Annotated in this window: 7 protein-coding genes; 2 read left to right on the top strand and 5 right to left on the bottom strand. The window is 56.5% G+C overall.

The window, feature by feature from the left end:
- Nucleotides 1-44: 44 nt before the first annotated feature.
- Nucleotides 45-3,107, bottom strand: coding sequence for an alkaline phosphatase family protein (locus LB462_RS00270; protein ID WP_370637014.1), 3,063 nt, complete (start codon nt 3,105-3,107; stop codon nt 45-47).
- 278 nt (nt 3,108-3,385) lie between these two features.
- Between LB462_RS00270 and LB462_RS00260 the strand changes: the two genes are divergently transcribed.
- Nucleotides 3,386-3,748, top strand: a complete 363-nt coding sequence (locus tag LB462_RS00260) for a hypothetical protein (protein ID WP_224505442.1) — start codon at nt 3,386-3,388, stop codon at nt 3,746-3,748.
- 225 nt (nt 3,749-3,973) lie between these two features.
- A complete protein-coding gene (locus LB462_RS00255) occupies nt 3,974-5,368 on the top strand; it encodes an aminotransferase (protein ID WP_224505441.1) in 1,395 nt (464 codons plus the stop codon).
- A gap of 55 nt (nt 5,369-5,423) precedes the next feature.
- On the opposite strand, the gene LB462_RS00250 is transcribed toward LB462_RS00255, so the two are convergent.
- The 4 genes from LB462_RS00250 to smc form a co-directional block, all read right to left on the bottom strand.
- Nucleotides 5,424-8,252, bottom strand: coding sequence for a TIM-barrel domain-containing protein (locus tag LB462_RS00250; protein WP_224505440.1), 2,829 nt, complete (start codon nt 8,250-8,252; stop codon nt 5,424-5,426).
- A gap of 356 nt (nt 8,253-8,608) precedes the next feature.
- Entirely contained in the window at nt 8,609-9,370 is a 762-nt protein-coding gene (locus LB462_RS00245) for a polysaccharide deacetylase family protein (protein ID WP_224505439.1), read from the bottom strand.
- 62 nt (nt 9,371-9,432) lie between these two features.
- Complete coding sequence (ppdK, locus tag LB462_RS00240; protein ID WP_224505438.1) at nt 9,433-12,102, bottom strand: pyruvate, phosphate dikinase; 2,670 nt, start codon at nt 12,100-12,102, stop codon at nt 9,433-9,435.
- A gap of 147 nt (nt 12,103-12,249) precedes the next feature.
- The gene (smc, locus tag LB462_RS00235; protein ID WP_224505437.1) at nt 12,250-15,705 is read right to left on the bottom strand and encodes a chromosome segregation protein SMC; all 3,456 of its coding nucleotides are present in this window, start codon (nt 15,703-15,705) and stop codon (nt 12,250-12,252) included.
- Nucleotides 15,706-15,724: the final 19 nt, after the last annotated feature.

Raw genomic sequence — 15,724 nt, 5'->3', positions numbered from 1 at the left:
GCCGCCAGGAGAGCCCTCCCGCCCGGCGGAAGCGCAGTTGTAGGTCAGGCTGTCGCCGCCTCGTAAATTCTGGTTTTCTCGTTATATTTCCTGCCGATGGCAGGGTCGGTCTTGCTGAGCTTGCCGTTTTCGAGATGCCCGGCATAACGTCGCAGATAACCGGTGGTCGTTTCCGCTGACACCACGATAGCGTTGTCGCTGTCGATAAAAGAGACATCGTACCAACCATTCTCGGTTGGCAAAGCAAGTTTGATTGCGCCGCTGCTTAAATAAGTTATCTGCCCGGTATAGGCAGAGATTGCCTTTATGCTGCCATTGGCTGTCGGCCACTTATCGAACACGAACTCGACCGTCTCGCCGCCGTCGATCGAGCGTATATCGATCACCTCCGGAAGCCGCTGCTCCGTCCGGTTCGTATCTCCCTTGAACTCGGCCAAGAAGCCGTTCGGGCCGTGCACGGCAAATTCATAGGCGCCGCCGCGCGCGATGAGATCGTACTCATCGGCAAGTTCCACAGGTTTGCCATCCTTGTCCGCCTTGGTCAGCGCATAGAACCAGGCACCCCTGTCCTCGTCGTAGTTATGGTAGGAATAGACATTGAGTGCGACACCGATCTTCCCCTTATTACGGAAGGTCAGTTTGAACTTGTCCGGGTTGCCAGCGTCTTCGGTAATGGCAGAAAGGACGTTGAAATCATAGCCGAGTGGCAAGAGCTCCACCTGCGTCCGATCCTGCTTTAGCCGTGTTTCCTTGGCCAGGTCGGCGGCGATATCGGTTCCCTTCCCCTCATACTTTGGCAGAGCCTTCATCAGCGCCGCTTGATCGGCCTCGGTCCGGTAAGCCGGAACAGACTTTATCGCCGCAACCGCCGCATCGATCCTGGTCTTGCCCTGGCTGGCGACGGTGTCGAGCTTGCGGGTAAAATCGAAGGCGCTGGTCATGTCGCCGCAAATGGCTCGACGCCAGGAAGATATGTTCTCGAACGTCGAGCCGGCCGGTTGCATTCCCCTGGCCGCAAGCCACGTGTCGAGGAAGCGCAAGGTCGAGGTATGGTCGAAGAGTTCGGAGCAGACACGCCCGCCGACAGTCCATGGCGATATGATAAGGCAAGGCACACGGCAGCCGAGACCCATGGTCAGTTGCTCTTTGGGCCCGGTCGGATAGCGGGCATACTCCGCCGTGACAAGGTCCTGCGCCAGTTTCGTCGCATGTTCTGCATTGAAGCCGTTCGCTGAAATCGCGATGCCATCCGAGACCTTGCCTGCATCCTTGGCTGCGGGCAACGGCGGCAATGGCGGCGGCACGTGATCGAAGAAACCGTCATTTTCATCGTAATTGATGATGAAGACGGTCTTCTTCCACACTTCCGGATTGGCCGCGAGAGCTTTCAATATCTGGTTAACGTAATATTCGCCGAAATGCGGCGAGATACCGCTTGGATGTTCGCAGAAGGCCTGGGGCGCGGCGATCCAGGAAACGGCGGGCAGCGTACCCTCAGCGATATCCTTTTCCAGTTGCGAGGGGACATCGGCATCGGTGCGTAATATCGTGTTCACGATCAGCGTATGCTTGGCGATTTCACTGTCGGCAACTTTATATTGCTTGAAATCCGCCAGCAGATTGTCGCCGAAATTGCCATGAAATAAGTCTTCTTCTCCCAGGCCATCCTGATAGCATTTCCAGCTTACACCCAGGTTCTGCAACGTCTCCGGATAGGTTTTCCAGTCGGGCACGGTTTTGCCGCCGCTGAAAAACAGATTGCTGGTCCAGCCATTGGCCGTGCCTGAATAAAAATGGGCACGATTAGGGTCCGTCCCCGTATGGGAAGAACAATGATATCCGTCGCAAATGGTGAAGGCGTCCACAAGCTTGTGGTAGAATGAAAGGTCCTTGGCGACATCGAGATGCGCCATCGCCGCCTCGCCCTTTGTCAGCATCCATTGATCATTCCAGCCGCGATTGATGGCATCACGCTGATCGTCATAGGTGTGCATCAGCCCGAATGATTTATATTCACCGGCTGAATCGGTACCGCGCTGCACCTGGAACGGTTTGATGTGCCCCTTGCCTTTAAGCAAGGCAACAAGCTTCGGATACTGGGCCTTGATATCCTCGGGAATATATTTGGCAATTTCAAGAGGTATCGATTGAGGGTCCTGCGGCAACTTGCCAACGACCGGTGACGCCGCGAACTCCTTCGACAGTCCCTGCAACCAATGGAAGAGTTCCGCCAGATTTGGCAAGCCCTTGCCAAGCGACGGCAACACCGCGACCGCACTGGGCCAGGAGGTCTTCAATTCATCAATCTTGATCAGAGAGGCGACAAGACCCACAAGGGTTGCAACAACCTGTTGCGCCGGCATCCCTTCCATCATCCCTTTGATCATATCGGGCTTGAGGAAACCGCCCTCTGGCAGGGCCTTTCCGATCAGATCCAGCACCTCCTTGTTGTCGAATAGAGACATAACTCCATTCTTCACTATATCGGCAAACGTCGGATCGATATCGTCAGGCTTCAAAACCACGAGGCCGTCTTTTAGTTTCTCCAGTAACTCCGGAATGGTCTTGCCGGCCATCTCCGGCGGCAGCAGGCTGTCCCAGTCGCTGCGCAGCACACGCAGGAGAAAATCATCGGGCATGGTATCGATCAACGGTGTGACCGTCGGCGCCGCCGTCGGGAACATCATATCAATCTGCTCCCTGAGGAGCCGCTTGAGCTGTGCCGGCTCGAATGGTGCGACGAAAGCTTCGATCATATCCCAGCTAACGTTGTTGAACGAATAGCTGAATGACGAAAGGAGCGGCGCTCTTGGCTGGTTGAACACCGATACACCACTCTTGAGCCGCAAGGGCCGCGGATCGCCGAAGCCGCGCACGCCGCGCAAAGTGCCGTAATAATGATCGAAGGAGCGGTTCTCCTGCATCAAGAGGATCACGTGCTCAACGTCCTTGAGCGAGCCTCCATTGCAATGCGCTGCAGTGCTCAGCAAATCATCTATGCTGGTGGACTGTGCCAGAGCGTCACTCATATAATTGGAACAAGCCGTATAGGCCGCAGCACTCGTGCCGGCAATGCCGAGCATCTTGATAAAGTCGCGTCTTTCCATGGGAGCCTCTAAGTCAAATTATTGATTTAATGAATTATTTTGGATGAAAATATTAAAGTGCGTTGTCTGCAAAATGCTTGTCTCTGCCCGTCACATATAGAGCGAGCATGAAATCTGGATGACAACTCCGGGATGGAATTACGTTCAACCCCCACCTGCATTTAAGCCGTTTACACTTTATGAGTGGATCAGGTGTCACAGTGCTGACATGATCACCGTCCTGATTTGGACAATCGTTTCGGGAAAGCAGAGGGCGGAACGCAAACCGCATTTCAAACATGAAGATAACGAGGCCGGACAATATGCCTGAGGCTGGCCAAGCGGTTTCGCTTGAAGTTGTGGAAATCGAGCTTGCGCTCGGTGCCCAGGACATCGTCGCCGACGGTTTTGAGGGCGCCTTGCGCAAAGCCGCAGATCTCGTCGGCGGCGAAGTGATCTTCAATATCAGAGCACCGGAAAATAGCGATCAGCAGCGGATCGCCGCCATCTCCGTGTCGGACGGTACGACCGATCAGACCGTGTTCGTGATGCTCGGCAACGACGGAACAAGTTTGACCGTGACCACGGATCAGCCCGAGACCGCACCGCAGAGCAAACTCGGGATGGAATTTGCCGCTCTCATCAAACGTTTTCGGACTTAGATCGGCGCTCGTCTATTCCAGCAAGGTTTTTGCGCAACAATACGCGAAAATGGCGCAAGACCTGACGATTCCTATGTGAGAATAGTCGATTCCGGGATGCTTTTTTTCACCCTGAGTTGAAATTTTGGTTAGCATGGTTGCAAGCAGTTTTTTTGTCGCGCCGCGCTTTGCACTTTCAAACGAGTCTGGCTAAGGTCGCAAATCTTTCAAAGCCGGAGTTACCAAATGGCGAATGGCCATCCCCTTACCAATGTCCAGCAGCGCGATATCAACGCGGTTTTGCACCCCTATACTCCCCTCCACAAGCTTGCAGAAACCGGGCCGCTGGTCATAGGGCATGGCAAAGGCGTCTACCTCTACGACACTCAAGGCAAGGAATATATCGAGGGCATGTCGGGTCTGTGGTGCGCCGGTCTCGGATATGGCGACGAGGAGATGATCGAGGCAGCCAATGAGCAGATGCGCACCCTGCCCTATTACCATCTCTTCGGTGGCAAGGGTATGGAGCCAGCTATCGAACTTGCTGAAAAGCTTAAGGAAATCGCGCCGGTGCCGATTTCGAAAGTGTTCTATACATCGTCCGGTTCCGAGGCAAACGACACGCAGGTCAAGCTTGCCTGGTACTATAACAACGCCCTTGGCCGACCGGAAAAGAAGAAGATCATCTCCCGCGTCAAGGCTTATCATGGCGTCACGGTCATGGCCGCGTCGCTGACCGGCCTGCCCGGGAACCACAAGGGCTGGGACTTGCCCGTGGACCGCGTGCTGCATACGGATTGCCCGCATTATTATCGTTTCGGCCTCGAGGGCGAAAGCGAGGCCGAATTTGTGGCGCGACTTGCCAAGTCATTGAAAGATATGATCGAACGCGAAGGCCCAGACACTATTGCCGCCTTTATCGCCGAACCTGTCATGGGTGCTGGCGGCGTCATCGTTCCGCCTTCGAGCTACTTCGCCGCCATCGAACCGATCCTGCGCGAGCATGATATTCTCATCATCGCCGACGAAGTCATCAACGGTTTCGGCCGTACGGGCAACTGGTGGGGGAGCCAGAGCGTCGGCATGACACCGACAACCATATCCGTTGCCAAACAGCTGACCGCAGCCTATGCGCCGCTCGGTGCCGTGCTCGTTCCCGAGGACGTCTACCAGGCCTATGTCGACCACAGCGCCCAGCTCGGCAGTTTCGGCCATGGTTTCACTTATGGCGGTCATCCGGTCGGGTGCGCGCTTGGCGTGAAGGCAATCGAAATCTACCAGCGCCGGAATATTGTCGAGTATGTGCGCGGGCTGACGCCGACTTTCGAAGCTCGCCTTGCCAAAATCGAAGATCATCCGCTCGTGGGTGAAGTTCGTTCCTGCGGACTTGTAGGAGCTGTGGAATTGGTTGCTGACAAGGCCACGAAACGCTCCTTCGACCCAGCGCATGGCGTTGGATCAAATCTTGCAAAGTTTCTCGAAGGACATGGCGCCATACTTCGCGCCCTTGGCGATACAATTGCGTTCTGCCCGCCGATGATAATCACCGAGGATGAACTCAACGAACTCTTCAATCGCTTCGAATTGGCCCTGGCCGACACCGAGGCTTACGTGTCGAAGAACGGGCTACGGGTGGTGTGATTTCAATTGGTTAAGATATGAAAGGGCAGTCTGAGACTGCCCTTTCATGATTTTATCACTGGGTGGTCAGCGTAACGCTTTGCTGTTTCCGGGCGTTTAACCGAACATAGGTCACTGGTATATTGCCATGAGCCTCGTCCAGTCCCGAATACCAGCCTTCGCCGGTCAGAGCGGCCTGGTTTGCAACCTGATCGAGCTTCGCGCCATTCAACTCGGCACTCGTGGCAACAGGGCCATGAATCTTCACAGTATAATATTCGAGTTCCGGTGTGAAACTACCCTCTGGAGTAGCTGTTTCGAATAGAACCGTTTTGCCAGTCCGTTGCACGGACAAGTTCTGCAGGAAATATACACCCTTCTCATAATCATAGGTTTTGCCGTCATCATCATAATACTCGAACGACGTGCGCTTTGTGTCCGGGAACACTTCCACATCCAGTTCTTTGAGCGGCTTTTCTCCCACATATTGCACGTCTTCGTGCATCATCGGGATAATCGCACCCTGGCGGATGAACAGCGGGAAGTTATTCTCCCATTTGACTGTATTGAAGCTGGTCGACTGGCCACCCTGCTTCGTTTGACCTGAATTCCACTCGGTCCAGCTCCCCGCAGGAAGGTAGATATCCTTGTTCCCCTGTCCTTGCGTCACCACCGGAGAGGCCAGCAGCCAATCGCCGAACAGCCAGCTGTCGATATCGCTTTCAACTTTCTTGTCTTCCGGCCAATCGAATATCAATGGACGGACAATGCCGACGCCGGTTTTGTTGCGCTGATGTTCGTAACTGTAAATATAGGGAATGAGCTTGTAGCGCAGCTTGATCGCCTCGTACATTGCGGTATCCTTCATTGCTTGAGGCTCGCTCGAATGAGGCTTGTTTGGTACATAATACCAAGGTTGGCGCTGTATCCCATTGTCACCGTGGACGCGGAACATCGGGGTAAAAATCGCAAACTGCATCCAGCGCGCATAATCCTCAGGGCCGGTGGCACCATCTTTCGTTCCCTTTCCATTGCGAAAGCCACCGGTATCCATGGTCCATTGCATGGCGCCGGCATTGATTGCACTCAGCATTTTCTTGCGCTGATCAGCCATGACCTGGAAGCCATTTTCGATATCGCCCGACCAGAGCCCATAGGCGTAGCGTTGAGCGCCCAGATAGAAGTTACGGTTGATGGACCAGACGCGTTTTTCTGGCGCGTAGCTGCGCTGCCATTCGTAGACCGCGCGTTGCATATCGAAACCTTCGGTTTCATTACCGTCATCAGCGGCTTCACTCGAATCGAACTCATCATTCCACCAGCCCGCAATACCGGAATCGAACGCACCTTTAAGATGGTCAAAATACCATGCGGTAACCTCGGGCTTCGCGAAATTCAGGTGCCGCATCTTTGTAGTCTTTAAGAAGTAATCATCTTGGTCTTTTGTAGTGGGCATCCAGAAACTACGGCTCTGTGCAACCTCCCCTTCGACTGATTTGACCGGGATACGGGGCTTCAAGATAGCCGTCATCTTGACACCCTGCCCGTCAAGCCACAGCTTCAGCTTGTCATTATCTGGAACATTCGCCGCCATTCCGGGAAATTTTTCTAAGTTCCAGGTAAACTGGCTATAGGGAATGTCGCCTCTGGCCCAGTACATCCAGTCCAGGTCAAATGTGAATGCGTCGATCGGTATGCCTTCGCTTCGGTAACGACTGATGATTTTACGAAGCTTTGCTTCGTTAAGACCTTTGTCGTACCTGTATCCATCCCATTGATCGTCTGCGCCCCATTGGCTGTTGGTAAAGCCCATGGCCCATTTTGGAAATAGCGGTGAACGTCCGCTTATCTTCGCAAGTGCACCGAACAACTCGGGCGGACGGCCCACGAGTAAATAGGCATCTGTATCAATCTTTGACGTGCCAAGGAATTTGATGCTTCTGTTGTCGCGCAGATCAATCTTCCTGCTGGCAGAACCCATCGTATCGACAAGAACCCCATAGCCTGCGGTGCTCCAGACAAAGGGTGCACCAGCGTGACCCTGATCGCCGGCGTTCAGGCCCTCTTCCCAGTTGCGAAAGAGGGAAGTGGGATGTTCACCCACCCCACTGCCATTGATACCGTAACGAAGATCATTTGCATTGTGCTCTACGTTGACGTTGCCGATCTTGAGCTCGTTGACATCGATCGTCATCACCTTCGCGCTTTTGGCGTCGAGAATCGAGACAGTTGCGTCTGAAGGATTCCAGCGGGCGGTGTATTGTCCCAGAACAAGGTCTTTATCCGTCGGAAGAATTGAGTCCTTCAACTCGTAGGTGGCATCGGATTTAAAGGAAGGGTCGATCACCCGAGTTTTCTCTGTGCCCTTTCCATCCAGCAAATAATGAACCCGAAACGCGTTGGCGGTCACTGCACGAACCTCGAGCACGTCTTTCTGCAACTGCACGTCAAAGCCGCCCGGCCTTGGTGTGATAGTGCCGTCCCTTACCGGCTCGACCGTCGTTCCACCCTTGTCCCCAACTTCGCCCTTGAGGCCAACTTCGCCTTTATCTCCGGCCAGCCCTTTGTCGCCGGCCTCGCCTTTGTCTCCGGCCCCGCCTTTGTCTCCGTTTGCGCCGTTGTCGCCAGCCTCACCTTTGTCACCATCCTCACCTTTGTCTCCGGCCAGACCCTTATCGCCAGCCTCGCCTTTGTCTCCGTTTGTGCCTGCGTCTCCGACTTCACCCTTGCCGCCAGCTTCGCCTTTGTCGCCAGTTGGTCCCTTTTCGCCGGGCTCACCCTTGGGTCCAGGCAGACCGGCAAATGTACCACCGCCTGATTGTGCTGTGTCTGTCTTTGAATCGTTGCAACCAGCGAGACCCGGCAATAACATCAAGCTCAGTATGGAAATTTGAATGCGGTTCAAGATAATTCCTCCTCAAATCAAGGTGAGGCAAAACCAGACATTTCGACGGAAAATCAATGACATACGCAGCTACGTCCGAACTTGCGGCGCCGTTGCGCGGTTGGCCGTGTCGGCACAATCGCGCATCACATATTTGATCCAGCTCTGGTGTGGTTCTGTCTTTTACAAATGGTTCGCTAAAAAATGAACTGCGCGGATGTATCCGCAAAAATCATATGAATTTTTATATCTTCATGCGGATGAACCCCTCCCAAGGTGTCGCTCAATGAGCGTTCCGCAACGAACACAATACAGACAAGCCTGTCAATTATCCCAAAGTCTAGATATTTCGATAGTCGTATAAATATCAACGATGGTTAAACGCCCGGCCGCACTGGCTGCTCGCTCTCCTGAACGTCCTCAAGGCGCGCAAAATGGAAGCCCTTTTGCTTGAGCGCGAGAATGCCTTTGACGACACCCTCTCCCGCTGCTCGCGTCGGCTGGTTCACATGGGCGATGATCACGTCGCCGTCCTTGGCGGCTGAAATTCGCTTTTCAACCTGGCCGGCCAGCAACGAGGCACCCACATCGGCGTTCAGGGAATAGCCGGCCACCCGGTATCCCATCTGATGGGCGAGTGCTATCGCATCGTCGCTGTAGCGTGCCGTCGCGTCACGATACCAGGCCGGCTTCGTCAGTGTTGCTGCAATCATCGCATTCGCACCGCCTTCGATCTCCGTGCGGATAGCAGGTAGAGATCCTGCCGTCTTCAGGCCGAACATCCTGGCTTGGTCGTCTATGGCCGGGATATGGTTAAGCCCATGATTTTCCAGTTCAAACAGGTCTGGATGCGCTTTCATGATCGCTACTGAAGGGGCATTGCGCCTGAGCCAGCGGCCGGTGACAAAGATTGTCGCCGGGATATGGTTTTCAACCAACGCGTTGAGAATACGCTGATCTGTCTGGCCGGAACAGGCATCCAGCGTCAACGCGACTTGCGGCGTTGCATCGCCGCCTCTGGTGATGAAAAGTTTGGGTTCTATGAAGTGAGGATGTTCCTTGGCTGCTGCCGTGACGACGGAGGCGCCGAGAACAATTGCAGTGATGATTGCAGACGTTGAGCGCACGATTTTCGCCATGGATTGAGTAGTTTCGCGCGGACAAGGCGCGCGAAACTAAGCATATTTATGGCAGACGTGACCTAGGCATTCTTCGCCTTGGCCGACGCCTGCGCTGCCGCAAGCCGGGCGATCGGAACGCGGAATGGCGAGCAGGAAACATAGTCGAGCCCGACCTCCTCGCAGAAGTGGATGGAAGCTGGATCGCCGCCATGTTCGCCGCATATGCCGAGCTTGATTCCGGGCCGCGCGGCCCTGCCCTTGTCAGCACCGATCCGTACCAGTTCGCCAACGCCGTCAATGTCGATCGTTACGAACGGATCCTGCTCGATGATGCCCTTCACCTGATAGCTCATCAGGAAGGATGAGGCGTCATCGCGCGAGATGCCGAATGTCGTCTGGGTCAAATCATTGGTTCCGAACGAGAAAAACTCGGCGACTTCAGCAATCGAGTGGGCACGGATGGCGGCGCGCGGCAACTCGATCATTGTTCCGACCAGATAGTTGATCTTGATGTCTGCTTCTTTCATCACATCGGCAGCAACCGCATCTATCCGCGCCTTGACGAAATCGAGTTCGGCACGCAACCCGACGAGCGGCACCATGATTTCTGGTTCAACAGGAGCGCCTGTCGATTTCGCCGCTTCCACAGCAGCTTCGAAAATCGCCCGCGCCTGCATTTCGGCGATTTCCGGATAGGAGATAGCAAGACGGCAGCCGCGATGGCCGAGCATCGGGTTGGTTTCGTGCAGGCTATCGGTCCGTTCGCGCAGCTTGTCGGCGTCGACATTCATGGCAGCAGCGACTTCAGCGATTTCTTCCTCGGTTTTCGGTAGAAACTCATGCAAGGGCGGGTCCAGCAGGCGAATTGTGACCGGCAGGCCATGCATTATTTCGAACAACTCCACGAAGTCGGAGCGCTGCATCGGCAGCAATTTGTTGAGCGCAGCACGACGGCCTTTCTCGTTATCGGCCAGGATCATTTCACGCATGGCGACGATGCGTTCGCCTTCGAAAAACATATGCTCGGTGCGGCACAACCCGATGCCTTCAGCGCCAAATGAGCGAGCTGTACGGGCATCGACAGGCGTTTCCGCGTTGGCGCGCACCTTCATGCGCCGCGTCTTGTCGGCCCATTCCATGATCTGGCCGAAATCCCCGGAAAGTTCCGGCTGCCGCATGGGCACTGCGCCCTTCAGCACCTGGCCGGTGCCGCCATCGATGGTGATGATATCGCCCTTTTTCAAAACAACGCCCATGGCGAGCAGTGTCTCATTGCGGTAGTCGACGCGCAGCGAGCCAGCACCTGACACGCAGGGTTTACCCATGCCGCGCGCGACGACCGCCGCGTGGCTGGTCATGCCGCCGCGCGTGGTCAAGATCGCCTCGGCGGCATGCATTCCGTGGATGTCTTCTGGACTCGTCTCGATACGAACCAGAATCGCTTTGCGCCCCTCGGCCTTCAGCTGCTCTGCGTCTTCCGACGAGAAGACGATTTCGCCTGTGGCTGCTCCGGGAGATGCCGGAAGGCCTGTTCCAATGATATTGCGCTCTGCACCAGGATCGATGGTCGGGTGCAGCAATTGGTCAAGCGAAGCGGGATCGATGCGCAGAACTGCTTCCTCGCGCGAGATCAGGCCTTCTTCAGCCATCTCCACCGCAATCTTTAATGCTGCCTTGGCAGTACGCTTGCCGGACCGCGTCTGCAGCATCCACAACTTGCCATTCTCGATGGTGAATTCGAGATCCTGCATGTCGGTGTAGTGCTTCTCGAGCCGTTCCGACACTGCGCAGAATTCGGCAAAGGCCGCAGGCATTATCTTCTCTAGTGAGGGCTTGTCGGAGCCCGCAGCAATACGTGCGTCTTCCGTGATGTTCTGGGGTGTGCGAATACCGGCAACGACGTCTTCGCCTTGCGCGTTGACCAGGAACTCGCCGTAGAGTTTCTTTTCGCCAGTAGATGGATTGCGGGTGAAGGCAACCCCGGTCGCCGAGCGATCGCCCATATTGCCGAACACCATCGCCTGGACGCTGACCGCCGTGCCCCAGCTCTCCGGAATGTTGTGAAGCCGCCGGTAGGTAATCGCGCGGGCATTCATCCAGCTGGAAAATACAGCGCTGATCGCGCCCCACAGCTGTTTTTCCGGATCCTGCGGGAAAGGCTCATCAAGCTCTTCCTCAATCTTCGCCTTGTACAACGCAATGACATTCTTCCAGTCGTCGGCTGTCAGGGCCGTATCGACCTCATGGCCGAGATTGGCCTTGGTGTCTTCAAGAATCTCCTCGAAGACCGAATGATCGAGCCCCATGACGACGTCGGAATACATCTGGATGAAGCGGCGATAACTGTCATAGGCAAACCGCGCATCGCCCGTCTCGCGGGCAATCGCCTCGACTGTCCCGTCGTTGAGGCCAAGGTTGAGCACCGTATCCATCATACCCGGCATGGACGCACGCGCTCCGGAGCGCACGGAGACCAGCAGCGGCTTTTCCGTGTCGCCGAAGTTGCGGCCCGTAATCGCGGCAATGTGGGAGAGGGACTTTTTTATATCCGTTTCGAGCGTGTCCGGATATTTCCGACCATTGTCATAGTACCAGCTGCAAACGTCTGTGGTGATGGTAAATCCAGGCGGAACCGGCAAGCCTAGCGAGCACATCTCGGCAAGATTTGCGCCTTTTCCACCCAACAGATTGCGATCACCGGCGGATCCTTCCGCCTTGCCATCACCGAATGTGTAGACCCATTTCACCATTGCAGCCTCCCTTGCCGCTGAAACACAGGAGAGGTCTACGCGATCAATTCGTCAAGCACCATTAAAAAATGCTGCATCGCAGCATTCAAATCGATTAGCAGAGTAAATCCGCATTAAGCTTTGAAATCCTTCGTCATTTACGATCGATCAGCTTGCCTCACGCAGCTGCTCTGCCGTCTGAAGATCGACGGAGACCAGTTGACTAACGCCCTGTTCGGCCATGGTGACGCCGAAGAGACGGTTCATACGAGCCATGGTGATGGGATTGTGGGTAATGACGACAAACCGCGTATCGGTGGACGCTGCCATTTCGTCCATCAGATTGCAGAAACGCTCGACATTATGATCATCGAGCGGCGCATCCACTTCGTCGAGAACGCAGATTGGTGCCGGATTTGTGAGGAACACTGCAAATATCAAAGCCATCGCGGTCAACGCCTGTTCGCCGCCCGACAGCAGCGTCATCGTCTGCGGCTTCTTGCCGGGCGGGCGGGCAAGGATTTCGAGGCCCGCTTCCAGCGGATCATCGGACTCGATCAATTGCAGCTCTGCGGTGCCGCCACCAAAGAGGTGTGTGAACAGGCGTTGAAACTGGACGTTGACCACTTCGAACGCGGCCAGCAGCCGCTCACGTCCCTCCCGGTTCAAACTGTGGATCGCCTGGCGCAGCTTCTTGACCGCCTCGATGATATCCTCGCGCTCGCTGATGATCGTCTCAAGTCGCGCGGAAAGTTCGTCTTGTTCTTCCTCCGCCCGCAGGTTGACGGCCCCGAGACGTTCGCGCTCAATCTTCAGACGCTCCAGATTGCGCTCCGTTGCATCGACATCCGGCAGCGGATCATCAGGGCCGAGACCGGTCAGCTTCATCACCTCGTGCGGGGCACAATTCAGCGCCTCGGCAATGCGGGTTTCGGCATCCTTGCGACGTTCTTGCGCAGCAGTGAGCCGTTCCTCGGCGCGCGCCCTGCCCTCGCGCGCTGTGGCCAAAGCCTGGATGGCATCGGTTGCAAACTGGTCGAGTTCCCGTTGCCTGTTTTCCGCAATGGCAAGCTTGTCGGCTGCATCCTTGCGCAACGCCTCCGCTTCGGACAATTGCGAAAGCAATGTCCGATTGCGCTCGGCAAGCTCGTCGGGAGCGTCAGCGAGATTCTCCGCCTCGCGCTCCGCTTCCAGACGGCGTTCGGAAAGTGACGTGATCTGGCGGTCGGCATTGTCGGCGCGGTTGACCCAGCTCTTGCGTTCGTGACCAATCGCTTCGAGGCGACGCATACGATTTTCGGCTTCGCGGCGCAGACCATCATGAATCGCGCGGGCTTCCGCCAGTGCGGCGCGATCAAGCGTCACTTCGCTCGTCAAATTGGCGAGCCGGATATTGACTTCATCAAGGTCGGCGGCACCCGACAGCCGGGTTTCCGCCTCCAGGAATTGCTCCTGGGTTTCCTCCAGGTTTTCGGCAAGGCGGGCCTTGCCCTCTTCGAGCGCGGCGCGGCGGCTGGACAATTGGCCCGCGGCGCGTTCGGCGGCGGCCAAGGCTTCGCGCGCATCGGTGACGGAGCGTTGCATGCCACGCCATTGATCGCGTGCAGTGCGCTCTACTTCAATGGATTGCCGAACGGCCGCTTCGGCGGCGGCTATTCCGGCTTCCGCAGCACGCAGGATTTTCGTTGCCTCGACCACTTCAAGATCAAGTTCGGCCAAGCGGTTCTTTTGGGCAAGGCGCTGCGCGGCCGGCGTTGGTGCATCGGCGCTTGCCGTATAGCCATCCCAGCGCCACAACGCGCCATCGCGGCTGACCAGCCGCTGACCCGGCTTCAGCGCGGATTGTAGCCGCGCCCCGTCTGCCTCGGAGACAATGCCGATCTGGGCAAGACAGCGCGCCAGTTGGCGCGGAGCCCGGACAAATTCCGCCAGGGATTGAAGACCTGCCGGCAACGCCGGGTCCCCCGAACCGTCTACTTCACCCCAAAAGACCGGGGCGCTTTTGTCCGTAGGTGCGTCAAGATCCTCACCCAAGGCAGCTCCAAGAGCTACTTCATACCCCTTCTCAACTTTCAGCGACTCCACGACCGCGGGAAAAAGGTCTGACCCACCAAGGTTGATCATCTTGGCAAGCGTATTCGCTTCCGTCTCTATACGGCCCAGATTGCTGCGCGCTTCCTGCAGAGGCTGGCGAAGTTCGGCCTCCCGCCGGCGCGCGGTTTCCACCGCCGCTTCAGCGGTGAGCGCAGATTCTTCGGCATGCTCGAGTGCGGCTTCAGCGGTTTCCACCAGACCTTGTTTCTCAACAGGATCGGCCAGCGCGCCTATTTGGGCTGCGACTGCAGACAAGTCGCGCTCCACATCGCTCATCTGACGCATCAGGCGCTCACGCCGCTCGGCACTCTCGCGCAAGTTCCGCTCGACTTGCGCACGTTCGGCAGACGCTTCGGCGCGCTCGGCAGTAACCTTGGCCAGTGCTGTTTCGCTTTCTTTCAACTTGGCGTCGGCGCGCTCGAATTCTGCACGCGTTTCGATCTCGCGTTCGCCAGCATTGGCATTTTCTTCGTTGAGCGACCGCTCCTCCGTGTCGAGACGTGCCAGCACATCGGCGTTATCGCGCACCATCTGCTCTTCGCGCGCAATATCGGCGGTGAACTGAACGAGGCGCTTTTCCAATTCGTTCTGGCGCGCCCGCATCCGCTCGGCTTCCTCATTGAGCTGCGACCGAGCGATGGTTAGACGCTGCAATATCGCCGCCGCCTTGGCTTCCGCTTCGCGCAAATCAGGCAATTTATGTGCGCCGATCGCCTGTTCCTTGGCGGCGTTCATCTGCTTTTGTGCCTGATCGCCGACGCCAACCGTCGCCACCGAGAGCGCCGATTGCGCCTCGCCTTCCTGCGCCTTGGCAACAGACCACTTCAGATGCAGAAGAATGGCTTCCGACCGGCGTATATCGGCGGACAGGCTTTTAAAGCGATTTGCCTGACGCGACTGCCGCTTCAGACTTTCGATCTGCGTTTCAAGCTCACCGACGACATCCTCGAGCCGCTCAAGGTTCTGTTCCGCTGCCCGTAGACGCAGTTCAGCCTCATGGCGACGGGTATGCAGGCCGGAGATCCCCGCCGCCTCCTCCAGCAAGGCCCGGCGCGCCTGTGGTTTCGCCTGGATAAGCTCGCCGATACGGCCCTGCCCGACCATCGAAGGCGAACGCGCGCCTGTCGATTGATCGGCAAACAGTAATTGTACGTCCTTGGCGCGCGCATCCTTGCCGTTGATGCGATAAACCGAGCCGGCCTCGCGCTCGATGCGCCTCGAAACCTGAAGCTCGTCCGCGTTATTGAATGCGGACGGCGCACTGCGGTCCTGATTGTCGAGGAAGAGCGTCACTTCCGCGGTATTTCGTGATGGCCGTGTCCCCGATCCGGAAAAAATCACATCGTCCATGCCGGAGGCGCGCATGTTTTTGTAAGAGCTTTCGCCCATCACCCAGCGTAGCGCTTCGACGAGATTCGACTTGCCGCAGCCATTGGGACCGACGACGCCGGTCAAGCCGCTTTCAATGACGAATTCAGCAGGCTCTACGAACGATTTGAAGCCGAGAAGGCGGAGCTTGGTAAAGCGCATCAGATGCCCTTTCCGACAA

It is taken from the genome of Phyllobacterium chamaecytisi (assembly GCF_020164455.1).
GTDB classification, from domain to species: Bacteria; Pseudomonadota; Alphaproteobacteria; order Rhizobiales; family Rhizobiaceae; genus Phyllobacterium; species Phyllobacterium chamaecytisi.
This window is presented reverse-complemented; position numbering and strand designations above follow the sequence as displayed.